We start from the raw sequence: 25997 nt of genomic DNA, 5'->3' as shown, positions 1-25997 counted from the left end.
CCGTCTGATGTCTCTGTTTTCTCTCAGCCGCCTACCCGGCGGGGAGCAATGTGTAAGGACAGCACCGCTCCAGACTTAATCTCTCAGCCGCCTACCCGGCGGGGAGCTGCCAGACTGTAAAACGCCCTGATCTTCAATCTCTCTCAGCCGCCTACCCGGCGGGGAGCTATAGCTTTAAAACTTTTAGCGGCGTATCCGATCTCTCAGCCGCCTACCCGGCGGGGAGCGTGCTGCTCGTCCCAATTCCGGCGATCTTGAATCTCTCAGCCGCCTACCCGGCGGGGAGCAGTAAGTGTACGCACACAAAAGTTATTTATTTCAGAGCTCTAGCAACACTAGAGCTATCATACCATCTTTTCAAAGACCGGGGTTAACGCACTGTAATAAAATACTTTTCCCGAGGATAGATGATTAATCCTCAAAAGAGCCTCGAGTTAGTCCGCTCAGATCGTCCATGGTAACATCCACACACGTTTTATTATCCCAGACAGGAAGCCCCACGCTCATAAGGGACGCAAGTTCCAATGACGAAATTTCTCGACTATTTTGAGCATAGGCCCGCCAGGCCCGTTCGATGGTATCAGCCAACAAAACAGCTTCAGGAGAGCGTAGAGAGGTAGAGCGCATTTTGTCTCCGGCCTCCCGCAATACGCTATGTCTTGTGCCAGGGGCCATATCCACATACCAAACAGCATCGGACAAAGTTTCGCCTTTCAGCACGAAGCGAATTTCGCGCTGGTTGGTTCTGCGAAATTTACGCATCTGAGAAACCTTGGTATTCCATCGCGCCGTGGAAGATGAAATGTAACGCCCCAACGGCGCGTCAGAGCTGATAGAGAGCATCTTGCGACAAAGCTCAGCCTCTGCCTGTTTGAGGGGAAAGGACACAGTATCGTCAAGGATTGCTACGGCATCGATGCGCTCGAACACGTTATTGCCTACGATCTCCGAAAATAAGCGTCCTTTATAGCCATCAAGAAGAGAAGACCTTGGAACTTGAGTGTCCCCACTCAATTCCGTTTCGACACCTGGCATTTTGAGCTTCCCAGTATCCAAGGCAATAGGACTTTGTCCCAATATCCACACATTCGGGGTACTTCCGAGAGGGGGGCGGTGCCGCCTTACCCTTCCTGCGGTTTGAATGATGGCGCGTGTCGAAATCGGATCGATAATTGCATAGTCAAAATCCAGATCATTACCGGTCTCAATAACGGGTGAGGTGATAACAACGATTTCAATATCCTTGGCACAAATTTTTCGTGCACGTTCAAAGAGCCGTACTTCATCACATAGAGCTTTGACGCCAGCTTCGGGAAAGTCCCCCTTACGGGTAAGGGCCTGCTTCAGGCGGGACTCAATCCAACCCCGTACCAGTCTGGTCATTTGTGAATGAAGACAAAGGAGCACGCGGAGCCTTCCGCCAATATCGCCAGCATTTAATCGGCGTGCCAAATCGGCCGTGTGCGAAATGCGCGTCATCCGAACGAGCCCCACAGAAACGCGAACACCATCAATATCTATGGCATTCTCGTTGTGTGCGGCTGAACAAGCCTCATCAACAGTTGTAATAAGTCCTTCCCATGTCGGTACGGGAGGGAGAACCTTCCCCCGCCGTAGGGCCGGGGCAGTTCTAAAGCCACGCAATATCGCATCACAACAACGCTCAAACACCACGTCGCAAGGCTCATCGTCAGCATTTACGGAAAGCGAGACCGGATTATCTCCGCAAATCAAAAGGTTGCACCTTTCAGATAATCCTAAAGACCGCGCATACTCCTTCCAGCCCGCGTGATAGGAAGAATGCAGTGTCTCGACGATCTCTTTGGTGAGGGTGGCTGACATGATGATGACACGGCGCCCCGCGGCCCCTGATTGAAATACCAAACGCCCGATCGCAGCGAGATCTTCTCCATCATACTGGTCGATCTCATCTAATATTAAATCGGAGCTTAGGACACGCAGCGCGGGCAACAAAAAACGTGCGCTTGTCGGGGTGGCAACGGGCATCAGATAATCGATCGTTGAAACCAGAACAGGTGCGTTTAAAAACCTGCGACCATTTCCATTCCTGTCTCCTGCTAGATCGAGAAAGATATCCACAAAAGCGGGAAGAGAGCGCCCCGTATCTAAAGAAAGTCCCCGAAGCCAGTCTTCTTCTTGCTCAGCGCCCTCTTCGGGAACGGGACCATCTGCCTGCTGAATGCGTAGCCATTCAGGCAGATTCACCAGGCTTTCTGAACCACTTTCATCAGTGGAATCGGGTAGATCTTCGCCAAACTCTAAAGGCGGCGCACCGACCGAAACCGACACATCTTTCTGACCGAAGTTCAGGTCCTTGACATATTCTTTAGCCGATTGTGTCGCTAAAACGCGTAATCCGAGGCCAAGGCTCATTCTGAAATAGCGGCGCTCGGGGACATGATCTCCTAGACTAGCAGCCGCAAGAATGGTGGGGGCGCCGCGCGTTTTCCCTGTGCCTGTCCCAGCAATAATCGCGGCGAAAAATCCGCCTTCGTTTTCCGAGCATATTTTCTTGGCGGCCTGAGCGGCGGTCGATTGCCACGCAAAGCGTGTGTCGCAAGACAGTTGAGGGAACGCGACCTCGGGAGGCATCGCGTCTTCGCTCAGGGCAGGATAACGATCCCTCTGATGGTGCGTCGCATCAAAAGAAAAACGAGCATATCGGTAGACACGTTTCGTGTGACGAGACAGGCTATCGGCGCGTAATATCAGGTTCTCTGCCTCGGCTCGAATAGTATTCGCTAAATGTCCGTCACTGATTTCTCGGCTAGTCTTCATCGCAGACCCTAGGTGATCCGCCAACATGAGCGAGGCACGTATGGCCATGTCAGCGCTTGCTATCGGCGGCCCCAAACGCAGCCTATCAGCTTCCCGGTTCAACGCTGTGAGCCACCAGTTTTCATGCCAAAATGGTGTTCCTGGCGCTATGGCAAGATCAACATGAGGCGTCAGAGCGCCGTTCTGATTCACATGCTGTTCGGCCAGAAGGGTCTTGCAATCGCGATTTGCCGTCGGCAAGCGGTGATGGGTCAAAACCAGCATGCCAATATGATAAGTCAAGTGATCTGCCTTTTGAGTAAAGGCAAGGCCTAAATTTCGATCGGGAGCGCGATGCAGCTTGCCCAAGAGATCCTGCACACGAAGGCAAGATGCATCGATCTCACCAGGCGTCAGATTTTTGATTCGATGAGGCAACTTTTCGTCTGTAACTGTGCCGAACAGGTCGTCCCAAACTGCAGCGGAGAATAGCTCGTGACGTACAGCGTCGGACTCAGGCGGACCTTTCTTTATTGCTCGGTCGAGCTTTTTTTGGAAAAGAGCCGTGGCTTTACCAAGGTCGTGAAACAAGGCTGCGATGCGTAAGATTGCTTCTGCGGTTTCCCGGGATGCAAGGGATGATTTGCGATTAGAAAAAGCAGCGGGGTGCGTAGCGACAGGAACAGCACCTTCTTCCGAGAAAGCATGCTGTGCACCGATACGGATCAGCGGTTTCCGGCTTGAGGCAGCGGATCGGATCTCATGGATCACCACGGCAGTATTTCGCGTGGCGGTCTTGCGCAACTCACGCGAAACGCGGTTCAGGCAGGCATTTGTCGCTTTGCCGCGCCAAGTTCTATCCCCGATACGCCAGAAATACCTGTCGAGAATTCGGGCGACCCGTTCGCGGGATTTTTTTTCTGATCTACAGACGGCGATGATCTCACGCATATTCGAAATTCTACGTCAGGTTGGCCGCGAGGATCAGCTTGTCGATTGTCGCAATGGCCTCCTTAAGGATAGCGTGATCGTTAAAAGCCTCAATTAGTCTTGCGCGAAACGTTTTTTCCGCTTCGGATACGCTTTTCTCCTTATACGGGGCAAAAGCCAAGGGCAGCACCAAGGCATCTTTGAAGCTATCTGCAATATCAAAAACCAATCCACCTGCCCGCGTTTTGCCGTGGAAGATCGACATGTGTGGAGGGATCCCCAAGGCCCAAAGTGCGGCACCGGCCATCCCATAGCAAAGATAATTCCCGTGATCGATCAAACGGTTAATGAGCTTGACCCGGTCAGTAGGGCCTTTCGTTGCTTCGCCTGCACCGGCGTCACGACGAAACGGACTATCTTTCGGGAGCGCCGCGATTGAGGAAAATTCGGCATAACATGCCTTTGTAAATTGCCCTTCGAAGCCCAAAAGTTGTTGAATACTGGCGCAGGTTTTGAGGTTTTCTTCAAAAGAGGCACATTTTTTCGATAGCCCCATCGTCTCACGCGCCCTGAGCACTTTCGTAGCCCCCTTGCCTCCCAGCTTACGCATGCGCAACGTCCGGTCTTGCATGACCGATATGGCCGCTTTCAAGGACTTTTCTTCCGACAAGTATATTGGCAATAGCTCTCTGAAATGTCGCGTTGCGGTGTAGCTTGTTAAGCTTCCCATATGCAAAGGGGTGCCGCCACTGCCAGTGACAGCAAGATGCACGCCCTCTTCCCCCAGCAGACGCATTGCTCCCTGAGTGATTGAGGTGCCTTGACCAATAAAGAGAACCGCGAGATTGACATGAGGGATATTGAATTCGCGGCGATTTTCATCGTCGTCGATGTGATAAACGACCCGTTCTCCCTCAACGTGTATTCTTGCATGTTCAAGATAAACAGCGCTTTCCCGATCTGTCATCAGAAGGCGGGGGCCACCTTTAATCTGCATTATCCACCGTACGGGCACTTTCTGGAAACACGGGCAAAATAGCCGGATCGCCAGAACCTGAAAAACCATAAGTACTGACGTGCAACGGGCGATCAGTGAAGGGACCAACGACCTCACGGATATGCAAAACCGTTGTACCATGTGTGAGGACAAGAGACTTTAGATCGTTCTCGCGCTGCTTGACAGCCTTTCCCAAGGGCTTTCCGCGTCGCGCTGCGCGGGCTTCAGTACGACGTATCCAACCGGGAGTGTGCTTCTCAACAGCCCGATCGCGAACGTAAGCCGCGCCTATCATGCCTTCATCGGCATAGACCTGATCTAGGGAAGTGTCTTCCAGCATACCACGTCTTTTCAGTGTTATGATTCCCTCAAGTTCGAGAAATCTACCAAGCGACGCATCCGATCCAATCAACTCAATATCGTCGCCGGAGAGCATGGTTTCTCGCCCCATCCTCATCGTGGGGAAGGCGATGGCAATGAAATCTTCAACCGAGCCGTGCCGGTTGGCGTGATGCACAGCTCTGATAGCACCAGAGAGCACATCCCCGGCTGCTCCGAGTTCGATGACTGCGCGCACAGGACGGATCAGAAGGCGGGACGTCGCAAGACAACGCCCCTTTCCCTCGTTAAGTGTGTCCATCACCCCTCTGCCTTTTTGCTGCTTGATCCAAAGACGCCCCCTCGGATCAGGTTTGCCATGACAAAATGAGCATCGCCCGAAATTTCACTAACGGTTGTGGCGCTCTCTATTCCGTCGATCAGCGTCTCGCCGTTTTTGCGTAAGTCGTAGAAGCTGCGTTTTGTTTTGGAGTTGCGCAAAACGGCACCGGTTTCCTGTACGCCGCCATAAGGATTAACCGGTATTGGTTTCGTCTCATCTTCATCACCGTGCCAAATATCGATGCAGCGTAGGGCTGCCCCTATTTTCTGCGAATGCATGGAAGCCTGCATCAGCGAACGACCACCCCATTTGGTCGGAAGCTTTGCAAAAACGCGGCTCAAATTGGCGATGGCCTTTTCCTCGCGAACATATTCTTGCGATGGGAAAACCTCCTGACCGGCTTCCATTTCTGCATCCCAAGATACATTCACCGTGTAGGCTTCATGGTCTTCGTTCGCCAAACCGAACGCTATGCCATCAATGACCTTCTCAATGTCGGCAGTGTTGCCTCCGATTAAGGCGGCACTCAGTTCTACGGCTGATGCTGGTTCTGTAAGACTGAGCTTAAACGGATCAAACTTCAGACGTGTTCCACCACTTGTCGTAATACTCACCGACATGGCGTCGCTTTGGAAACGGTTGCGCCACGCAAAACGCGCATTGGCGATATTCCACAAATATAGACCGGCTAGAACCTTATACCCGTCGGCTGCACGGTATGCCGTAGCGAGGCGTTCATAAGCCGACCCGACATCGGTATTATTGCAAGCGTGCGGAGCACGTGAAAACGGCATAAAACGGATAGAGAATGTCAAACGAACCCCGTCATGCCCTTGGGGTACGATTGCATATTCAACAGATTGAGGATTACTCAGACCGGGATTTTTCGCTTTGTCTTCCGATGACTGTCCGCGCACGCCCTTTTCAAGAATTTCAATAGGTGCCGCAATAGCTGAATCTGCTTTGCGCGTGGCGTAGAACAAGCCTTCCGTGATCTGGAGAGAGCGTGCAAAAGCAAGCATTCCGGTTTCAAGGGACAGTGGAGCGCTGGTTTTAGCCATGGTTCAAAACCTCCTTGGTCACATCATTTAATTTATTGTTTGAAAAATAGGCAGAATGCCCCAACAGCATGTCTTCGCGTGCGTCCCAGTGCCAAAAAGCTGAGGCGAATGCTTCCGGCGATAGTTCCGTCAGCCGTCGATTGCGCACAGAGACTAACTCAGCGATGCCAAGTACAGGCTCAGCAAAAACGTGAGGGATATCTTTGCTTCTGGTGCGGGTGCGCTTAGGAGCATGCTCTGGGTCTTCAAGCAAATGATAGCCGACTGCCGCGGGTACGATCCAGCCAAAGCCCGCAGGCCGTTCAACGGGAAACAACAGTGTCGCAATCTCGGTCAGGCTATCATTGTCGCCTTTGGAAATAACCCGCCGCTCGTTTTGTTCTGGAGCCAGCATGGCATATCCGCGCCGAAGGCTTCTAAAGGCGGACCCATCCGGCGTTAGAGCCTGAACTTTTACATCATTATTTTGAATAATACCCCCAGCGATACGACAGCCAGTTAAGGCACGCGCCAAGGCATTTTCGCTTTCGCATCCAGGCAGATTAATCAGCAAAGAAACCGTGACCGAGCCGACTAAGTCTTCCATTGTCTCAATTGGCGCGAAAACGCTAGATTTGTTCTCCATCTCTGGCTTTGTCCGCCCCTCTGAGACACGGACGGCATGCAGGATAGGGAGAACAGACGCGCTCCAAGGCTTTAATTTTAGCCGACGTGCTAAAAAATCTCCTAATCCCAAAAAGGATAAAGGGCTGGGAAGACCCGCTGCATAATCATTCATAATCAGATTGACGCGGCTTGCTTGAATGTCGCGTAGCACAAAGAGATTACGGAGTTCTGGCATTACAAACCCTTCGCGGCCATACGGCTTTTCGCAAGACGAAGCTCAAAATGAGGACTTGTCAGAGCTTTGCGTGCTTTGTCTTCTTCATCTGTATTTTTCCATCTCCGTTTTAACAGTAACTGGGGCAGAGAAGGTAGAGCCGAGTGCTTTTCGGCAATTCCTTGTCGCTTCGCGTAGTCGACAGTGTCGCGCAAGGTATCTTGGATGAACTCAACAGCATCGGAGATCAAGTCATCCGCCACCTGGTTCAAAGCTGCCCGCGTGTTCTTATTGTTAAATTCATTATCCGACGTTAAGCGATCCCCGTAACGTAAGATCCGCGCGGCAACCGCGCTGTCACGCCACAGTGGAAATGAGCCGCCTTGTGCAAAGCGGAATAGGTCCGCTTCTTCGTGCGATAACTGTGTCGGCATGTCAGCCCGGAAACGGACCCGAGGCCCTCCGATAGCACCAGAAATATTTTGTGGCTTCGCGCTCACAGCCTGTTCTGTCCACTTGCTGCGCGGCATGGGGCGATCTGGCTGTGTTTTTTGAAAATAATGCTTCCTAACGCGTTTCATTCCCATAAAAGCGGCCGCAGGAGATACAGGGGTAATTTGTAAATCCTGCCCATCTGGCCTTGGAACAAATATAATCGGAAATTCGCCTATACCGAGCTGGGTTGGAGCAGGAAGAACTGTCAGGAGGGAAGTCTTCAAGGTTTCAAGAACATCCGTCCCAAAAACCTCTGCAAATGCATCCAGCACAATTGTCGTGTGATCTTCGGGGTTGCGAATTAGATCGACGACGGAGCGAGGCGGATATCCATCGATTTCAAGTGGTCGAAATATCACTTTACAAAATGGAATATCAGGTGCGTTTGTGGAAGGAAGAATGTCTCCAAGTTTGTTTCCACGTGGTACCTCGATCCGCAGGATGGCATTATCACCATCGGTGCGCGGGCTCACGAGTTTGAGCAGATAGTTACCACTTTTATCAGCTAGTCGTAGTGCTACTTTCGGCGTGAGGGGGGACTTAAGGCAGCCTTTCATTAGGCTGAATTCGGCACTTAAGGCGTTTGGGGCGATATTTCTGCCTGATGTTTTAAAGGAAAGTAACTGCTCCGTTTTCACAGCTTGGGTAGATTTCTCGGTCTCTTCCTCAGCACCGTCGGTCATAAACAGGTTCCTTAAATGAATAGTACTTTCTTTAGATCACTAACTCTCTAGTTGGATGTATGATTAATCTTTCTGGCTCTGAGGTCCAGAAGGGAGAGGACTTAAAAACTCTAGTTTCTTCGCTATGAAGGACATCGCTGCAAATATGGCGATCCTGTTAGAAGCTGCTCTTAGTTTTAGAGTAATGCATGCCCGATGAGTGTTTTCAAGGAACATCATATTCGCGGTGAGGCAACCTAATGGAAGATTCGCTATTCCATTAGCCGTACTATCTCGTGATCGCCCGAATTGGTGTGTCCTGATTTAAGGGGCAAATCCTTTGATAAAAGACTGTATATTATTTCAAACTCATGAAGGTTTCCGATTGCAACAATGTGTCCTCGACTGCGTGCATAGCCAGCGACCATCAGATCATGCGGACCAATGACACAGTCCCTGTTTCTAGATGATGTCAAATGAGTGTCTGATCTCAACCTAAGTTTGCAATATCCGTCCCTAAAGTGATGCAACGTTGCATCACTTTAGGGGGACAAAATTAGATATAGATCATTGTTGATGTTGACGTGTTGATGTTGATGTGTTGATGTTGATAGTGCGTATTATGGAGTAACATTAATGTCATTTCTTAAAGAGGTTCGTGAAAAGCTTGGATTGTCGCAAAGTCAGTTAAAGGATGTATTAAATTTACGACTGAACCGAAGCTATGATCGGCATACTATTTCACGCTGGGAAAACAGTAGGCAACCACTGCCGGCTGAGGTGTCTTCTGAGTTGGAAGCATTACTCCATGGAGAGAAGCGTCAAACAACAATTATAACTTTTGCTAATCAAAAAGGAGGGGTTGGGAAAACCACAAGTGCACTCAACGTCTCTGTGGCACTTTCTAAAATGGGATATCGTGTTCTTCTTATAGACGTTGATCCACAGGCTAGTGCAACCGCAGCTTTGCTGGGAATGCAAATTGTTCCTCTATATCGTCAAGGAAAAACACTTGCGCATGCTTTGCTTAAAGATGCATCGATGTCCAATTGTATTGTGAAAAAGGGTCCTATTGAGGGAGTGGAGGTCGAAATTCCTGTTGATTTCTGTCCAAGTCATATTGATTTGGCTGAAGTGGATATTCGACGTGAACCTGGGACTGAAGGGTTGTTGAAAGAAGCAATATCTCAAGTACAAGATAATTACGAATTTATCATTTTGGATTCTCCGCCACATTTGGGTTTTCTTACTTGGATGGCTTTGGCGTCGTCAAATACAGTATTCGTTCCCGTTAGGACTGAGCCGTACGATGTTATGGGAGTTAATCTAATTCTAGATACAATCACAAAAGTAAATCGTCGAAGTAATCCTCGGTTAAGACTGGGTGGTGTTATCCCAACACAATTTGTACAAAATCAGTATGTCGATGTAGGAATTATAGAGCATTTAATTCGGGTAATGGATAATCGTGCACCCGTACTAGAGCCGGTACCCTCCAGTACGTCGTTTAGTAATGCTGCGTGGGCATCTAAAATCCCAGTGGATGTCGCGCCCCGTAGTCCTTCTGTCAGAGTTTATGTGCGCCTTGCTGAAGCAATAGCCGGGCGTCGTAATTTTATAAACGCATCTTCAGTTCTGAGTTTGGATACAGATAAAAGAGAAAATTCATGAAACGCACATTTAAACAACGCCCTGCTTCAGCGTTTGCACAAACTCATTCTCAGGTAATGGAGCAGGTGGACGTCCCATTTCTCGGAGACGGTAAGTTTAGGCACACATTTGAAGCGTCGATTGATCAGATTATTCCTGATCCGAATCAGCCTAGGCGAAATTTTGAACAAGCTTCTTTAGAAGAGCTTGCGGAGTCATTGAAGCAGCAGGGGCAGCTGCAACCAATTTTAGTAAGACAGTCATCAGAAAATTCTGAAAAATGGATTATAGTAGCTGGGGAGAGGCGGTTCCGAGCTGCAAAACTTGCTGATTGGACATCAATTCTTGCAATTCCTCACGATGGCAATTCTACCTCTGCAGCGCTTATAGAAAATTTGATGAGAGTGGATTTAAATCCAGTAGAAGAAGCGAAGGGAATTAAAAACTTATTAGATTACAATCAGTGGTCCCAAAGGAAAGCCGCTGCAGAACTGGGTATGGACCAAGCTAGGATTAGCAGGGCAATAAAGTTATTAAGCTTGCCTGAGAGCTTTTTAGAAAAAGCTGGCGCGGCCAGCGTACCAATGAACGTTTTGGTTGGGATAGCGCGTATTGATGATCCGGCACGTCGTGACAAACTTATGGAAAAGGCTCTCTCAGGTGAAGTCACAGTGGCTTCTCTTAACGAGAGAAATTTTAGTATTGAGCCGGATAGAAAAGATGGACAGTCTAACCCTGATAGGCAATTAAAAGCTATAAATATTGAGAAAATGGCGCCAAAGATTATTCAGGTAATACGTGATTTCGAAGTTAAAAATGTCAAATTCAGCGATAAGGATATGAGCGCTCTGCGTTTATTACACGCTGAGTTAACAAAGTTGGTAGGTTAGTTTGGATCAGGTGATGCAACGTTGCATCACCTGATCCAAAGTTCATCAAGACTTGAATTAAAAGATAACGAAAAGAAATTGGCAGCTAACCTCCTGCCAGCCGGTCCCTCGCGCTGCAACAGGTGGGTCACCCGCCCTCCTCGCCATGCTCAGCGCCGCTGGCGCTTGCGCGTGACTGCGGGGGGCCGGTGATCCTGCCGCTGCGCGGCACTGTTGCACCCCGAGAGCCCGCCTGCCCGGCTTGATGCTTGAAATCCACAAGACTGGAACGAGCCTCATGCGCCGATACGCTTTCCCCTACATTCCGAACCGCCCTGTCCGCGTCCCGCAACGCTGGACCGACACCTTTGCTCCTCTGTCCTGCCGTCGGTGTTCGGCGGTCTGGGAGGAGGGTGATCCTGCTTTGCGCGTGCCATGCCGTGGCTGTGGCGCAGGGCCCTCCGAGCCATGCCGTCGCTCCAAAGGGGGCAATGAGCGGGTCTGTGCGTGCCGTGATGAGGATGCGGTGCGTTTGGGGATGTTAGAGCCTTGCGAGGGGCTGACATGGGATGGCCGTCACGAAAAGCCTCTGCGTCTTCGGGCTGAGCCTGTACCTTCCGCCTTGATGTGCCGCGCTGTACGCACCGGTGCCCCCATCAGCCGATGGGGGTAAGCGATAGAGCAACAGACCCCTGCCATCACAACGCTCTTGAGTGATGGCGGGGATGCGCACCTTGCGCGGCGCGCCCGCGCTGCGTGCGCTGAAACGGTGTCTGTAGACTGCGCCTTCGCCGCAGCCCACAGACGCGCTTGTGCGCTACTGAGCGGGTTAGCAGAGCGGTGTTTTGAAATGTGACGAACAGCCACCTCAGCCAACAACGTGTCACGTCATGCCCGTGACACCACCGCGTTCCCACGTCCACAGGAAAAAGACACACAAAGAGACGCCAGCACAAAAGCAAAAGGGAAAGGGAGAAAGACAGAAGACCGGCAGACAAAGGCAGAACAGGGAAGGGAGGCACCACGGGATCGCTGTGCCGTGCAAGGGGTGGGTCCGTCCGTGTCCTCGCTGCGCTGCGGGCCGGGCGGTCCCGGCGCAAGCGCCGCCCGTGCACGGCCCAACGACGCCGTGGTTGCCGGAAAGGGTCAAGAGAGGAGAAGACAGGCATGACCCGCCAAAGCCAACCCATTCCCGCTGGTTTTTCGTTGATCCAGGCCCATCGCGAGGGCTGGACCCTACATACTCTGCCCCATCCGCAAAACGGCCCTGAGGGCGAAACACAGCTGCGTGGTCTGGATTGTGGCGATCAGCAAGCGTGGTGGCGCGTGGCCAGTAAAGCCCGCCTTGGCTCACGCTATCATCTCAGCGCTCTCGCCCTGATTTCGGCCGCTGAGCGTGAGCAGATCGCCCTGCGTTTCGGCCCTTTCTGACATTTTGCGGCTCACCCCGCACCAATCCCGTCCTGCCCCTTAATACTGAACGCTAACACCCCCGGTCTGCCCCGCGCAGGAACCGGGTGTTGGCGCTTGTCCGGAGTGTGCCATGCGTACGACCCAGCTGAGCTTTTTCGAGACTTCCGCCCTGAATGATGCCCCGTCTTTGTTCTGGGGGAGTTTGCCCGGTGATCATGCTGTCGCCGAAGCCCGCCACGTGGCGCAAGAGGTGGTGGACGTCGTCAAGCGTGATTTCCGCCTGAGCGGTACACGCGGCCTCGCCGCAGGCTGGAAAGCGCGTGGGCGCGACAATCTGAACGCCATTCGCGTGCTCACACAGCTGGAGACAGAAAACCGTCCGGCCACAATCGATGAACAAGCGCAATTGGCGCGCTTTACCGGCTTTGGAGCAGGCGAACTGGCCAATAGCCTCTTTCCGCGTGCTGGCGAAGCGTTCCGCGAAGGGTGGGAAGAGCTGGGCCAGCAGCTGGAACAAGCAACCAGTGTGCAGGAACGCGCAGGCCTAGCGCGGGCGACCCAATACGCGCATTACACCCCCGAAGTGATCATCCATGCTGTGTGGGATGTGATCCTGCAAATGGGGTTCAAGGGCGGTAAGGCGCTGGAGCCGGGCTGTGGAACCGGATTGTTCATGGCGGCGATGCCTGAAACGCTTGCAGAGAACACCGCTTGGACCGCTATTGAAAACGACCCGCTGACCGCGCGGATCACGCAAAAGCTCTTCCCCAATCAATGGGTGCGCCAGGAAGATTTTACCAAAGCCCGTCTGGCTGACCGCTATGATCTGGCAGTGGGCAACCCGCCCTTTAGCAACCGCACCGTGCGTGGGACGGATGCGTTGGGCAAGATGGGTTTGTCCTTGCATGATTACTTCATCGCGCGTGCTGTCAGCCGTTTGCGCCCCGGTGCGCTGGCCGTGTTTGTAACCTCGCGTTGGACGATGGATAAAACCGACCACAAAGCGCGTGCGCATATTGCGGAGATGGCGGATTTGGTCGGGGCCGTGCGCCTGCCCGCAGGGGCGATGCGCGATGATGCCGGAACCGAGGTGGTGGTGGATCTTCTGGTGCTGCGCCGCCATGTCCCCGGCGAAGACACAGCGGATACCCTCTGGCAGGATGTGGGCACGGTGCCGCAGAGTGATCAGGGCGATGGTGCGCTTCAGATCAACCAGTATTTCCTCGATCACCCTGAGCAGGTGCTGGGTCAACATGGGTGGACAACGGGCCAATATGGACCGGAATACACCTGCACCGCCCCTGCGATGCAGGCTTTGGACGAGGCGCTGCCCAATGCGTTGAGCCGTCTCAAAGGTCAGGTGCGGTTCCCAGAGCCGCAGGCTGTGACGCCGCACAGCGCCCAGGAGGCGCGTGCTGCGTTAGCCAGTGCTGGGCAGGGGAGTGTGCTGCGTGAGGGCAGCTACGTCCTGATTAAGACAGAACTGCATCAGATCATCGATGGCGAAACGACGCCGGTTCGGGTCCGAAAGGGGGATCAGAAAGAGGGGATTTTCCAAAAACACGCCAATATCATCAAAGGGCTAATCCCCGTGCGTGACGCGGCGCGCTCTGTGCTGCGTGCGCAGATGGAGAATGCGCCTTATGCGGGGTTCCAGCAGGACTTAAAACGCGCTTACGCTGCGTTCGTCAAAGCCTTTGGCCCGATTAACCTTGTAAAAACCAGTGTGCGGGTTGACCCGGAAACCGGCGAGGAGAGCAGCACACAACGCCGTCCGCATTTGCAACCGTTCTATGATGACCCGGATGTCTGGCTGGTCAGTGCGATTGAAGAGTATGACGAAGACCGTGACGAGGGGCGTCCTGGTCCGATCTTCTCAGAGCGGATCATCCATGCGCCAAGCGAGCCAGAGATTGCCAGCGCCCATGACGCGCTTGCGGTCTGCCTGCATGAAGTGGGTGGGGTGGATATGCCTCGGATTGCGGAGTTGCTGGGGTGCAGTGAGGAGGCGGCACAGGCCGAGCTTGGGGAGGCGGTGTATCGTGACCCTGTGCGCAGCACGCCGGAACGCCCGCTCTGGGTGATGGCCGATGAGGCGTTATCGGGCGCGGTCCGCACCAAATTGGCTCAAGCGCGAGAGGCGGCGGAGACGGATCCGGCCTATACAAGCTTGGTACGCGCGTTAGAAGACGCGCAGCCTGCGGATTTGCGCCCTAGTGATATTACTGCGCGTTTGGGTGCACCATGGGTGCCAGCCTCGGATGTGGAAGCCTTCATTGCTGAAAAAATCGGGGTTGAAGCCCAGGTTTGGCACACTGCCGAAGTCGCGGCCTGGAGCGTGGAGAAAGCGCCGTTTTACGGCAAGGCCGAGGCGACCTCGACGTGGGGAACACAGCGACGCCCTGCACAAGACCTTCTGGAAGATGCACTTAACCAGAGCACGCCCAAAATCTTCGATACGATCCGCGATCCCGAAGGCGGTGAACGTCGTGTTCTGAACGCCCGTGAAACCGAAGCCGCTAAAGAAAAGCTGATGGCGCTGCGCGAAGCGTTTAGCCAGTGGGTCTGGGAAGACGGTGAGCGGGCACAGCGTTTGGTGCGGCTGTATAACGACACGTATAACAACCTTGTCCCGCGCCAGTTTGACGGCCGACATCTGCAATTGCCGGGGGCGAGCAGCGTTATTCGTCTGCGCGACCATCAAAAACGCGTGGTGTGGCGGATCATCACCGCAGGCAGCACCTATATGGCGCATGCCGTAGGCTCCGGCAAAACCTTCTCCGGGGATGTCACGTTAAGTTTTTTGCTTTGAGTATGGTTGTATTTGAGTGATTTCAAGCTGCGAGAATAGTCACAGTTTTCCACTGCGCGAAGGCTTGGAGACGATGAATGTGTCGTGTGAGAGCGTTGGCGTTAGCGGCGGGTGGAACAAAGAGATTACGGACGACAGAGAAGACGGAGACGAACCTCTGACACCCGCCCGGGGATCGGAACCTTTGCATGATCCGTTCCCGTTTTCGCAGTGGTAAATGGCTGTTTTCCGCTCGATTGTTCAGCTCCTTGTGGGAAAGATGCCGAACAGACAGACGAAGTTTACGCTTGGCGGCCTTGGTATTGCGCCGTCTTTGTAAGATTTCATCAAGGATATAGCCGTCTTGATCGACAGCGCGCCAGAGCCAATGAATGTGGCCGCCAATCACAACCCTGATTTCGTCCAGATGCCATAAATCACCACGTTTGGCGCGTTTGCGGCGCAAACTGCGAACATACTCCGCACCAAACTTCAGGCTCCAGCGACGGATCGTCTTATACGATACCACAATCCCACGTTCGAGCAGCATTTCCTCAACCAAACGAAAGCTCAAAGGAAAACGGAAAGACAACCATACCGCATGGGCTATCAATTCACGCGGGAAACGATGCCGTTTGTAGCTCACAAGCGTCTTACTCATCGCTGCCATCTAACACGGCGGGGTTAATGTGACATCACCCATTTAATATCAGGATGCCGATCACACAGTTGTGCTGAAAAGGGAGCTATTTTGTTAGATGAAAAAGGATCTCTTCATGGAGAAGCGCTTATTAGTTTTAAATGCGGATTAAATGGATGTCAAAAGACACCATCATTAACTTTATTTATTAGAAAATCATTTATTGATGAAGTATCAATACTTCAAAAGTGGGGCACCAATAGAGGTGTTTCCGGTACAGGAGAAATAATATTAATTAAAAATTAATTTTTTACAGGAAGATAAAAGGCCCTGTTGCAAAGTTGAGCATCCTGTTGGAAACCGCTGCCGGTGTTAGCGTAGGGCTTGGTAGATGCGTGATTTCAAGGGCCGTCATTTTTGTGGTGAAGTGATCCTATGGGCAGTGCGCTGGTATTGTCGGTATGGGATTAGTTACCGCGACCTTGAAACCATGCTCTGTGAACGCGGTGTGAGCGTTGATCATTCAACGATCTACCGCTGGGTTCAGAGGTATACACCCGAGATGGAAAAACGCCCCCGCTGGTATTGGAAACACCCGGGGTTTTCCAGCAGCTGGCGAGTTGATGAGACCTACATTAAGGTCAAAGGAAAATGGACTTATCTGTACCGTGCTGTCGGCAAAGGCGGTGATACGATTGATTTCTTCCTCTCGCCGACCCGAAGCGCTAAGGCGACCAAACGCTTTTTGAGCAAAGCTTTAAACGGACTGAGAAGGTGGGAGAAGCCTGAAAACCGCTTATGCAACCATTAAAGGCTTCGAGGTTATGCGCCTTGAAAAAGGGACAAGCTGAACTCTTCCAGTTCCAAGAGGGTATCATGGGAGAAGTGCGTCTCATCGAAAGACAATTCAGCTTCTAAACCGTTTGAAAATCGAAATAAACGGGGCCCACGCGACTCAAGCGGAACTTTGCAACAGAGATGGGGTGGTTGCCGTCCTCCCCTAACGGCATCGGTATGTGCCAACGTGGTAGATGTGAATAGCCACGAGTAAGAGAGAACGGCAGATGAACGATACGATGATTGGCATTGATCTGGCAAAGAACGTTTTCCAGATTCACGCAGCTTCCATCACGGGGGATTTACTGTTCCGCAAGAAGATCCGCCGTCCACAATTCCTTTAGTTTATGGCCAGCCAACCGGCGGCGCTTGTTATCATGGAAGCGTGTGGAAGTGCTCATTATTGGGCACGGGAATTGGTGAATGCGGGTCACGAGGTAAAGCTGATCGCACCGCAATATGTGCGCCCGTTCGTCAAACGCCAGAAGAACGACGCAGCTGACGCTGAAGCGATTGTTATTGCTGCCCGGCAGCCGGAGATGCGCTTTGTGACACCCAAAGCAGAAGATCAGCAGGCACGGACCGTTTTATATCGTTGCCGTGATCGACTGGTTCACCAGCGCACTGAACTGGTGAATGCTCTTCGCAGCACGCTTTATGAGTTTGGTCTGGTGGTTCCGAAAGGAATGACCTATCTCAAGCGCCTTGAAGAGATGGTCGACGATGAAAGCGTTCGTCTTCCAACTCTTGTTCGTCAGGAATGTCGGGACCTTCTCGAACAGATCGACGCGCAGTCAAGGAAGATTGCAGAAAAGACCCGTGCGATGGTCAGGCTTTCGCAAGAGAGCGGTGTGGCTCAGCGTCTGGAGACAATGCCTGGGGTCGGGCCTTTGACGGCCCTGGCCGTGGAAGCTTTTGCACCTGCAATGGAGACTTTTCGCTGCGGACGCGATTTTGCGGCTTGGCTTGGGCTGGTTCCAAAGCAGTTTTCGTCTGGTGGCAAGGAAAGGCTCGGGCGGGTTTCGAAGGCCGGCCAGGCTGACATTCGGCGATTGTTGATCATAGGGGCAATGTCGCGTGTAGGCTGGGCGGGGCGTAAACCTCCCGTTCCGGGCTCCTGGCTGGCCCGGATGATGGCCTGCAAGCCGCGTATGCTCGTCGCGATCGCGCTGGCCAACAAAATGGCCCGAACGATTTGGGCCATGCTGACAAAACACGAAAATTATCGGGATCCGGTTCTGACTGCTGCGAGATGAGTTGAACTCAGTCGTATGTAAGCAGAACCGGTAAAGGGGTGTGAGAAAGCGACGACCCATATGGGCGCATGATCGAGCCGATCCGGATTAGGAAAACCAGCCAAGGGCTCAGTGTTCTCAAATACGGAACAGAGATTTGGACCCGATCCGCAGATCACCATATCGGCCAGCGGCTTTTGTAAATGCCGCGTTCAAAGGCCTGACAGAAGACCGCAATCGATCACTCGCACATCAGGGCCAGAAACTTCTTGCATTTCAGACGGCAACCACAGAAGCCCAGTGCAGCGTATCGCCCGAGGCTAGATGCTCGGCTGCAATCATATCGCCATCAGTTGCGAGCAGAATGGCGGGTTTTGATGTTTTGGTTTTCTTCGAGGCCCGGAGTTGGTCAAGCACAATATCGCTTTGCCCCGATTGGGCCGGGGCGTAATGAAACCGTTTACCGAAAAGCACGCCGCCGGAAAGATCTGACTTGTTAGTTGATCCGTTACGCAGTTTGGAAATAGCTGCTTGAGCTGCGTCAGTTGCGGCTGCAAATGCAAAAGGAAACTCAATCGGGTCAAATGGTTCTGCGGCAATTTGGGCGAGTGCGTCGTAAATCTCAGTCGGGTTCATTAAGGGCCTCAATAATGTTACTCAAAGGCTACCCCAGATCAGTTTTTTGCGCCACGCTTCTATGTCCTAGAAGAACAAGATGCTTCGTCTACAACCTACGGTCGGAAGCGTGGATAGTTTTGCTAAAACCACGCCGTGCCATCGAACACACCTGGGGGAGGATTAGGCAAAAGAGGCGCTCGTTCTTCACGCACACCCTCTAACCCATACCGACAATCTTGTACGTGCAGATACTGACGATTTGGATCAAGATAAGGGCCAAACGCACAGGGCAACCACCCTTCCTCCGCAAGGCCTAACAGTCGCTGATACCAGCCCGCATAGGCGTAATCCCAACCATACCCGCTTTGAACAAGTTCTGGGAAGCGTTCGATAAACTTTTTGGCTAATGCCCGTGCATCATCTTTAGCAGCATCCTTCCATTCGAAATACTGTCCGGATTCCGCGCTTGCACTCGAATAAGTTTCTGTTTTCGGAAAGTCCGGGCGTTCTTCTTCGGTCACAATTTGACTACTTGTCGTACATATTATGGCACCGTGAGCCTGATAGAACATTACAGATGGGCCAATCTCTAATCGCCAATATGCACCGCTTGACGAAAGATAAGGCATTACGCGCAGCAACTGATAACCAGCAATATGCAACTCACTCACCATTCTTAAAACTCTTATAGAACGGCGAATAATTGGATCTGAATTTTTCATTTACTTGCTCTCTTCCTCTGCATAACCCCGACGCATTTTACTCCGCGCCCACCGCATGAGCGCTTTTTGCGCCAACGCAGCATCCGGACACTGCTCGCGCCGTTCTTGCCCTGCGGTCCCGATCCGTCCCCATGAGCGCACCAAAACCGTGCTCCCAAACAAATCCGTCTCAAGATGGAGACGATAAAAACGCCAACAATTCTTCTCCGGCACGATGCGCTGCAAACGCATCGTTTCCGGAAACAAAGACAATTGCTGCCGCATCGTTTTGGCTTGGGGCATAGTGCGGCTGCTGCTCTCAACAGCCGACAGGGTCAAAGAGCACTTACACCGAAGCTTTCAGAGCCTCTTTCAAGGCTCTGGCCGGTGTAAAGGTCAGCTTGCGGGATGCTGCAATCGTGATCTTTTCCCCAGTGGCTGGTTTGCGCCCCTCGCGCTCAGGCGTCTCTTTGACTTTAAACTTTCCCAATGCCGGAAGACTGATCTCATCACCCTGTTGCGCAGCCGCGGTAATGGTTTTGACCAGCTCATCCAATACAGCGCGGGTCTCGGCCTTGCTTGTGTTTGTTGTCAAAGCAATATGATCGACCAGATCTGCAATCTTCATCACTCTACCTTCCTGATTAAGCCCATCAAGCGATGGTTATTGTGAAAATCTTAGACCTGTTTCAAGACAAGCAAAATATTAAACAGGAAAAATCCCGCTGAATGTCGCGGGCTTTTTCGACCGCATCGGGGACAAGCGCATAGCCATAATGCTGAGCAACCCAAGACACATCGCAACACCAGGATTGGCGGCACCGCTCACGCCATTGCGTGCGACACAGTCTTGTGCCTGCGCTACCGACCATTGGTTGATGTGACACAGCCAGCTTAAAGCCTCGGTACGCCGAATGACATCCCATTCGGGTTTCGCCAGCAAAGCGCGGAAAGGGCCAGAGCATACGTTGACTACGGGCGTCCCACACAGCCCCAGCCCGTCGGGCCTCTGCGTGACATTTCAACGGGACACAGAGCGGTAAAACTTCCGTCTCGGTCATGCGCACGCTGCGGTATGTTCCGCCAAAATAGCGCGGAATTTCGCCCGAATGGCGCTGGCCGGTGTGACCGCATGATCGGGGTCCCCTCGCAGTCCAAACAAACTCCGATCCAAACGCAGCATCCCTAGACGACCACGCTCAATCATTGCGCGCAAATAGGCTTCCCGATTGCGAATATCCGCACCGCGACTGATGCGAGCCGTCATCACGATCACTGCGATTGCGGTCTTTTCTCGGCCAAGGATCACACAGCCTTGTTGCCAGCTGTGCAATGAAATCCCGAGATGTTGGGTTAAATGCTCAGCGGCTTCGATGAGATCCGCCATCTTTGGCCGTGCAGTTGTGCAGAGATCGCGTAGTGCCGGGCAGACATCCAAGAAGAACTGGGACGTTCCACGAAACCCACCCAACGTATCCGTTAGGCTCGACACAATGTCTCTAATCTCATCATTCTGCCCTGCCTGACGGGGAGAGACGAACGTTTCACACACTGCATGGTCAATGCATGTGCGCTTATTAAGCGCTACTGGTTCTACTTCGTAAGAAGTTTTATTTCTTTCTGTAGTTGTATAAGGGGTGTCATTTTTGACGGTCATGCCGTGCAATTCTGAAGGGCATAACGTCTCTGAAAAATCGTTATCCACAGGCTGTTTTTGGCCGTTTGTGCTGTATTGAGCATGGATGTCCTGCATCATGGTTTTGAGATGCTCCAAATGCTCTTTATTGTGGACCTCGCGGCGCTTACGCATCAGGCTGCGTAGGGACATAACCAATGTCTCAGGCAAAGCAACAACGCCATAGCACAGTTCGTTGAACAGCTGAGCCATCTCATCGCGCAATGCTTGGCAGGCGCGCTCATAGGCTTTGACGGCATGAAGCCGCTCGGTCATTTCAGGGTAACGGTAGCGTAGCGAGGACAAATCAAAGCCTACCCGTTCCGTGCCATCCTCATAACGACAACCACGATGCCCATTGCGGCCATCAATGGGCACGAGATAGCCGCCCTCGGCGATCTCACGGATATAGCGTCTGAGGGTGCTTTCATGCCCACCAATCCAGCGCAGCATGGTGGCATTACGGGCAAAAATAAAGGGCCGTCCATCAGCGTCCCACTCTTTATTGGGCGTCTGACGGATCATCGCGATCAATAACTGGGCAGCACCACGGCTGAGTCCTAAGACGCGAACACCTTTATTCACCAAACTCAACACATCCGCCCGGCTGGGGTAACTCGGTGGGGTGAGGGTCAGTTCCTCACGGGCGCGCCGCATGGCTGGCGTGATGGTACGGCGACCCGGTGCGCGTTGCACCGACGGCACCGTCGAAACAGAAGACATCATAGATGACACAATCTTTGGTCAGAGAAAGGGTATTCCGGATCCATCTCTCGGCCTGTCATCAGACAATACGACACCCTGCGCAAAAACACTTGCGTTTCGACCGAATAGGTGTGTAAGGTGAGTTTACTTGCTTTCACCTTCTAATCATCTGGATGACCCTGGCTTTTCCGATTTGGCGATCGGGAGAGCTGGGGTTTTCTTTTATTTGCGGTGCTGCATGGTGCGGGACTCCTTTTAAAACACGGTGATGTCCTTTCGGACGGATAGAGCAACTTGCCTTGTTCGGAGAGACGCGGCAACCGAAAAAACTTCGGTAACCGATTGAAACAGATAAAAGTCGCATCGTTCGTTTCCCCGACCAGAATAAATCGAAAGAAATGATTAAGAATTTCCGGTGGCAACGGCATTTGCGCCTGAACCCATGCGGGCTGAGACATTGGCGTAATACTGTCTGACCGTGCAGTTCCGATACTGTTACATTCACTTCTGGATTGTTGTGAGAAACGTTTACGAGGGGCTTTTTTAGGATGACACTGCTCCAATGCGCGAAAGCCCGGACGTTTCCAATACCAAGGTACCAGCGTAAACGCTTCTCCATCTCAAGGGCATAGCGCTGGCCCCAGCGGTAAAGCGTTGAATGATCAATGCTCACGCCCCGCTCGGCCAATTTGGCTTCCAGGTCGCGAAGCTGATCTCGTAACGGCAATACAAACGAACCGCCCGCAGGATCACTTCACCACGAAAATGACGACCCTTGAAATCACTTATAAAAACCGCTCCACCTCAAAACCAATAGGGGGTTTCAGGCAGCTTCTAAAACGTCGCAACAGGGCCGATCTCTCTGCTCTGCTATTTTCCCAGCAGAGGGGTATTCGCGATAAAGGGCAAAGGCGCACCCGCACTGAGATAGGTTGGGAGTGTCCCACTCCAACGATCCAGCGCTTTTTGCTGCAACAAGGCCGGTGTCAAAGACTGAGCAATCGCAGCATTCGCTTTGGCTTCTGCCTGAGACGTCACCAACAAGGCCTGAGCCTGTCCTTGAGCCGTCGCAATCGCCGCATCTGCCTGAGCTTTCGCTTGCACCACCTGCTGCTGTGCTGAAATCTGCACCTGTTGCAGCGTATATTGCGCTTGCAGAGCTTGTTGCTGCGCCACCTGTTTCGCTTCAATTGCTTGCGAATAGGCAGGAGAGAAAGTGAAGTTCGCCGTATTCACCGCTTCAATGCTCAAATGATAAGGCACTAGAGAGGCAATGATGAGCTCTTTGATCTGACTATCCACCACATCACGCTTCGTGATGAGCTCCTCCGCGTTATACTTCGCTGTGATGGCCTTAACGTCATTCGAGACTGTCGGGCCTATGATCCGCTTCTCAAGGGTCTCCAGCGTCCGGAAATCTCGGTAGAATGAGGGTGCGTCGACAGGGTTAATGTGAAATGTCACCGAAACCGTCGTATGCACGTCTTGAAGATCATGCGTCGCCGCCCATTCATTGGATGCTGTGGTTTGCGGTTGTGTCGAAACGTCTTCAATCCGCTGATAGACCGGCAGAGCAAAATGCAGACCCGGTGTCAGTGCTACTGGCTGCACCGAACCAAAGTTCAAACGAATACCGCAATAGCCCGATGCAATCTGTTTGAACGGATTGAGTAGGACCAGCGCAGCCCCCGCAACCATGATAATGGTCGCCCATTTTAAGGGATTAACCGAAGACGATTTTGGTAACTGAGGAAAATCCACAAAGCCCTCCAAGGCAGTGACACGGCACAGTCATATTGATGATACATTGTGTTGCAATTGTGAAATGAGAGTGTGAACAAGCGCTTTGAGAAACTCTATCGTTCTCCATTCCCATTCGCCTGATCGTGCTCTGCGCGGAAGCGATTGCGCCTAAGGCGGCACCACCGTCCGATTGACCGAGAGAGCGGTATCGCTGGCGCTGCCTCTCATATCCTGACGCCCATTTGATGCCCAAGACCGTTCTCGGATCGTGCAGAGGTCGTTGCACCGTCGTGTCAGCCTCGTGCCACTACCGTTGCAAGGTCGTGGCAGTTGTAAGGGTCGCGCGTATATACAAATGCAAACTTTCCGTTGTGCATTTTAAAGAGCACTAGTGCTGAAGTGTTTGGAACAGATTTTGAGAGAGCATCCTCATGAGCCGACAGACCATGCACGCCGTTCGTCAACGCCGCAAAGCGCTTGGTCTGATCCAGATGAATGTCTAGATCCATGAAGAGGACAAAGAGGCTTTTCAGAAGGCTGTTGCACCCCTCTAGGAGGTAGCCCGTGCAATCGAATTGGATGCTCACGTTGGTGATCGGAAGTTCGTACCATTCACCTATCGGGTACGGTTTCCAGTGACGCCTCCGGCCAGGGTACGCAACAGCATAAAAGCCTCCGGATGGGTCTATGACCGCGACACTGATGTCTGGAAACGTCGGGTGTCCGAAGAGACACTTGATGCTATCCGAGATGAGGTCGTGGCCCTCGAACTCCAGCATCAGGCCGTGATTGATCACGATGGGCATTAGTGTTCTCTGAAGTGCAGCACCCAAAAGGGTGCATTTGTATATGGAAAAAGAAAAACCTCCTTCTTTAATGCTACACTAATGCTGCGATAGGGCTGCGGTAATGCTTCGGTTATGTTTCTCTCTTGCTACGCAATAGGGTGGGTGTTAGACAGGCGAAGACGGGTCAGGAGTGAGGTCCATGAGCGCAACAGTGTTTTCAGGTCAGACAGCGGAAAGCTATCTGGAGAGCTGCGCCAGACGTCAGACACGCTCTGACGTAGTGAGATGGCTGACAGAGAATTTCGAGACGTTGCTCAAAGCCACCGGACGGCGAGCATTGAAGTGGTCGATCCTTGCAGAGCATCTTGCTCGGGACGGTTTACGGACCCAGCAAGGCCGTGCGCCTACGCCTAATGGCTTGAGAGTCGAATGGTATCGCGTCAAGGAGCGCATCACTGCAGCAAAAGCAGAAGCCGAACGTCGGTTGCGCGATGTATCCGCATCTCGGACAGTTATACCGGCTGCTCAATCATCGACTGGCCCTTCGGATGAAGATATCCTTGCCCTCATGGCCAAAGCTGATACCGAAGAGCGACTCAACAGAGAGCGCCGCGAGCGGATGGCAGGGTATGAGGTACAGCGCAGAGCCAAGGCGGCCCCAGATCAGGCTAATATTCAGCCGACAGCACTTGCCGAAACCGTCGAAACCGCACAGTCCCAGCCTATTCCTTCAGAGACTGCCACCCGGCCTCGGGTTATGATCGGCCAGATTGCCAACCATGTGACGATGCTAACGCAAGCTCCCCGCTATGGTGCGGACAGGGACAAGCCGCTTCCGCCGCCCTATGTCGGTCCCCGGCCTGATGGAATGCCGGAATATCTGCCGCTCGATGCTCTCATGCCACTCGATGCGACAGGCCGTCAGCCTAATGGTCACATCGACTATGAAGCGCTACCGGGACTGCCACGACGCTCGTTTTTTGAAAGTGAGCGCGACTGGGCGAAAGCGTGCATTCCGATGGTGGAGGCAGTCCCTCATGAAGATCGCTCGATTATTCTCAGAGCCCTACTCATGCGGTCACGTAATCGCATGAAAAGCCTCTACTAAGCGCTCTCTTGCCCGCACTCACAAACATCGTCCGCATACTGAGGTCCGCTCCGATTCAAGCCGGAGACCGCACTGTAAGTTAAGGACCCTGTCATGAGTGAAAAGCCTACCCCCTCCAGATCCCCCCGCATGCCTGTTGCCGTAGTCAAAGCGGGTCGTGGCAATCTCGGAGGATCCACGGTCGAGGCTGCATTGGCGGAACGCGCCATCATGCAGGGGCGCTCACCACTGCTTGCGGATGGTGATGCCCGCAATCCCGGGCTCTCAGCCTTCCAATCGGGCTATGAGCGTTTCGGGGCCCTGTTGCAAAGTTAGGTTAGGGCCGCGTGGGTCCCATTTGTTTCGATTTTCAAACGGTTTAGAAGCTGAATTGTCTCTCGATGAGACGCACTTCCCCCATGATGCCCTCTTGGAATTGGAAGAGTTCAGCTTGTCCCTTTTTCAAGGCGCGCATGACTTCAAAACCCTTAATCGTCGCATAAGCGGTTTTCAGGCTTTTGAAGCCACGGACAGGTTTAATCAGTCGTTTCAGCTTGCCGTGATCGGCCTCGATCACGTTGTTCAGAGACTTCACCTGACGGTGTTTCACCGTGTCGGGAAGTTTACCGTTCTTCTTAAGTTCATTGATGGCTATGCCGTGGGTTGGGGCTTTATCCGTGTTGATTGTCTCAGGCTTCTCCCACCTTCTCAGACCGTTCAAAGCTTTGCCCAGAAAGCGTTTGGCAGCCTTGGCGTTCCGGGTCTGTGAGAGGAAGAAATCAATCGTATCACCACCTTTGCCGACCCTTGAAATCACGCATCTGCCAAACCCTACGCTAAC

General features: G+C 52.6%; 22 protein-coding genes, 5 pseudogenes and 1 CRISPR repeat array (1 of these 28 running past the window's edge). Of the genes and pseudogenes, 10 read left to right on the top strand and 17 right to left on the bottom strand.

Features of this window, described 5'->3' with window-relative positions:
- Positions 1 to 287: a CRISPR direct-repeat array (repeat unit 28 nt; unit sequence TCTCTCAGCCGCCTACCCGGCGGGGAGC) (it extends 278 nt beyond the left edge of the window).
- Positions 288 to 411: 124 nt separating this feature from the next.
- The 6 genes from D5366_RS11675 to D5366_RS11655 are packed head-to-tail and all read right to left on the bottom strand — an operon-like array spanning position 412 to position 8425.
- On the bottom strand, positions 412 to 3729 hold the full coding sequence (locus D5366_RS11675; protein ID WP_141494024.1) for a CRISPR-associated endonuclease Cas3'': 3318 nt from the start codon (positions 3727 to 3729) through the stop codon (positions 412 to 414).
- Positions 3730 to 3739: 10 nt separating this feature from the next.
- The gene (gene cas1f, locus D5366_RS11670) at positions 3740 to 4675 is read right to left on the bottom strand and encodes a type I-F CRISPR-associated endonuclease Cas1f (protein WP_205839635.1); all 936 of its coding nucleotides are present in this window, start codon (positions 4673 to 4675) and stop codon (positions 3740 to 3742) included.
- 19 nt (positions 4676 to 4694) lie between these two features.
- Positions 4695 to 5345, bottom strand: a complete 651-nt coding sequence (locus D5366_RS11830; RefSeq protein ID WP_170211111.1) for a hypothetical protein — start codon at positions 5343 to 5345, stop codon at positions 4695 to 4697.
- Positions 5345 to 6427, bottom strand: coding sequence for a type I-F CRISPR-associated protein Csy3 (csy3, locus tag D5366_RS11665; RefSeq protein WP_141494022.1), 1083 nt, complete (start codon positions 6425 to 6427; stop codon positions 5345 to 5347). The genes D5366_RS11830 and csy3 overlap by 1 nt, the downstream gene beginning before the upstream one ends.
- On the bottom strand, positions 6420 to 7268 hold the full coding sequence (locus tag D5366_RS11660; RefSeq protein ID WP_141494021.1) for a type I-F CRISPR-associated protein Csy2: 849 nt from the start codon (positions 7266 to 7268) through the stop codon (positions 6420 to 6422). The genes csy3 and D5366_RS11660 overlap by 8 nt, the downstream gene beginning before the upstream one ends.
- Positions 7268 to 8425 carry a hypothetical protein gene (locus tag D5366_RS11655; protein ID WP_141494020.1) on the bottom strand — a complete coding sequence of 386 codons (1158 nt, stop codon included), beginning with the start codon at positions 8423 to 8425 and terminating at the stop codon, positions 7268 to 7270. Before D5366_RS11655 ends, D5366_RS11660 begins: the two co-directional genes overlap by 1 nt.
- Before the next feature lie 615 nt (positions 8426 to 9040).
- On the opposite strand from D5366_RS11655, the gene D5366_RS11645 reads away from it, so the two are divergent.
- The 5 genes and pseudogenes from D5366_RS11645 to D5366_RS11625 form a co-directional block, all read left to right on the top strand.
- Positions 9041 to 10075, top strand: coding sequence for an AAA family ATPase (locus D5366_RS11645; RefSeq protein WP_141494019.1), 1035 nt, complete (start codon positions 9041 to 9043; stop codon positions 10073 to 10075).
- Positions 10072 to 10944, top strand: a complete 873-nt coding sequence (locus D5366_RS11640) for a ParB/RepB/Spo0J family partition protein (RefSeq protein WP_141494018.1) — start codon at positions 10072 to 10074, stop codon at positions 10942 to 10944. Before D5366_RS11645 ends, D5366_RS11640 begins: the two co-directional genes overlap by 4 nt.
- A gap of 277 nt (positions 10945 to 11221) precedes the next feature.
- A complete protein-coding gene (locus D5366_RS11635) occupies positions 11222 to 11596 on the top strand; it encodes a hypothetical protein (protein WP_068173535.1) in 375 nt (124 codons plus the stop codon).
- 494 nt (positions 11597 to 12090) lie between these two features.
- The gene (locus D5366_RS11630) at positions 12091 to 12354 is read left to right on the top strand and encodes a hypothetical protein (protein WP_141494017.1); all 264 of its coding nucleotides are present in this window, start codon (positions 12091 to 12093) and stop codon (positions 12352 to 12354) included.
- Between the two features lie 112 nt (positions 12355 to 12466).
- A pseudogene (locus tag D5366_RS11625) lies at positions 12467 to 15118 on the top strand (lactate dehydrogenase); the annotation flags it as partial.
- Between the two features lie 52 nt (positions 15119 to 15170).
- On the opposite strand, the gene D5366_RS11620 reads toward D5366_RS11625, so the two are convergent.
- Positions 15171 to 15788, bottom strand: coding sequence for an IS6 family transposase (locus D5366_RS11620; protein ID WP_141494015.1), 618 nt, complete (start codon positions 15786 to 15788; stop codon positions 15171 to 15173).
- 90 nt (positions 15789 to 15878) lie between these two features.
- Here D5366_RS11620 and D5366_RS11615 point away from each other — a divergent pair, with 90 nt between their 5' ends.
- The 3 genes and pseudogenes from D5366_RS11615 to D5366_RS11605 all read left to right on the top strand — a co-directional run bounded on the left by D5366_RS11615 (position 15879) and on the right by D5366_RS11605 (position 17860).
- Positions 15879 to 16073, top strand: coding sequence for a hypothetical protein (locus D5366_RS11615; protein ID WP_141494014.1), 195 nt, complete (start codon positions 15879 to 15881; stop codon positions 16071 to 16073).
- A gap of 85 nt (positions 16074 to 16158) precedes the next feature.
- Positions 16159 to 16685, top strand: a pseudogene (locus D5366_RS11610) (IS6 family transposase).
- 146 nt (positions 16686 to 16831) lie between these two features.
- Positions 16832 to 17860, top strand: a pseudogene (locus D5366_RS11605) (IS110 family RNA-guided transposase).
- Between the two features lie 255 nt (positions 17861 to 18115).
- Here D5366_RS11605 and D5366_RS11600 read toward each other — a convergent pair.
- From D5366_RS11600 to D5366_RS11565, 9 genes and pseudogenes are all read right to left on the bottom strand, one after another.
- Entirely contained in the window at positions 18116 to 18475 is a 360-nt protein-coding gene (locus D5366_RS11600; RefSeq protein WP_141494013.1) for a type IIL restriction-modification enzyme MmeI, read from the bottom strand.
- 122 nt (positions 18476 to 18597) lie between these two features.
- Entirely contained in the window at positions 18598 to 19179 is a 582-nt protein-coding gene (locus tag D5366_RS11595) for a hypothetical protein (RefSeq protein ID WP_141494012.1), read from the bottom strand.
- Complete coding sequence (locus D5366_RS11590) at positions 19180 to 19497, bottom strand: WGR domain-containing protein (RefSeq protein ID WP_306345047.1); 318 nt, start codon at positions 19495 to 19497, stop codon at positions 19180 to 19182. It abuts the gene before it with no gap.
- 7 nt (positions 19498 to 19504) lie between these two features.
- The gene (locus tag D5366_RS11585; RefSeq protein WP_141494010.1) at positions 19505 to 19786 is read right to left on the bottom strand and encodes an HU family DNA-binding protein; all 282 of its coding nucleotides are present in this window, start codon (positions 19784 to 19786) and stop codon (positions 19505 to 19507) included.
- 78 nt (positions 19787 to 19864) lie between these two features.
- Complete coding sequence (locus tag D5366_RS11825; protein WP_170211110.1) at positions 19865 to 20101, bottom strand: hypothetical protein; 237 nt, start codon at positions 20099 to 20101, stop codon at positions 19865 to 19867.
- A gap of 114 nt (positions 20102 to 20215) precedes the next feature.
- The gene (gene repC, locus D5366_RS11580; RefSeq protein ID WP_141494009.1) at positions 20216 to 21559 is read right to left on the bottom strand and encodes a replication initiation protein RepC; all 1344 of its coding nucleotides are present in this window, start codon (positions 21557 to 21559) and stop codon (positions 20216 to 20218) included.
- A 574-nt stretch (positions 21560 to 22133) separates the two neighbouring features.
- Positions 22134 to 22327, bottom strand: a pseudogene (locus tag D5366_RS12090) (IS6 family transposase); the annotation flags it as partial.
- Positions 22328 to 22408: 81 nt separating this feature from the next.
- A complete protein-coding gene (locus D5366_RS11570; protein ID WP_141494008.1) occupies positions 22409 to 23299 on the bottom strand; it encodes a prohibitin family protein in 891 nt (296 codons plus the stop codon).
- Between the two features lie 275 nt (positions 23300 to 23574).
- Positions 23575 to 24087 (bottom strand): hypothetical protein, encoded by a 513-nt coding sequence (locus tag D5366_RS11565; RefSeq protein ID WP_205839634.1) that lies wholly within the window; start codon positions 24085 to 24087, stop codon positions 23575 to 23577.
- A gap of 181 nt (positions 24088 to 24268) precedes the next feature.
- Between D5366_RS11565 and D5366_RS11560 the strand changes: the two genes are divergently transcribed.
- Positions 24269 to 25177: a hypothetical protein gene (locus D5366_RS11560; RefSeq protein ID WP_141494007.1), complete on the top strand. Its 909-nt coding sequence runs from the start codon at positions 24269 to 24271 to the stop codon at positions 25175 to 25177.
- Between the two features lie 93 nt (positions 25178 to 25270).
- Positions 25271 to 25492 (top strand): hypothetical protein, encoded by a 222-nt coding sequence (locus D5366_RS11555; protein WP_205839633.1) that lies wholly within the window; start codon positions 25271 to 25273, stop codon positions 25490 to 25492.
- Positions 25493 to 25535: 43 nt separating this feature from the next.
- Here the strand turns inward: D5366_RS11555 and D5366_RS11550 are convergent.
- Positions 25536 to 25961 (bottom strand): annotated as a pseudogene (locus D5366_RS11550) (DDE-type integrase/transposase/recombinase); the annotation flags it as partial.
- Positions 25962 to 25997: the final 36 nt, after the last annotated feature.

Source organism: Neokomagataea tanensis (genome assembly GCF_006542335.1).
In the GTDB taxonomy this organism is placed as follows: Bacteria; Pseudomonadota; Alphaproteobacteria; order Acetobacterales; family Acetobacteraceae; genus Gluconobacter; species Gluconobacter tanensis.
This window is presented reverse-complemented; position numbering and strand designations above follow the sequence as displayed.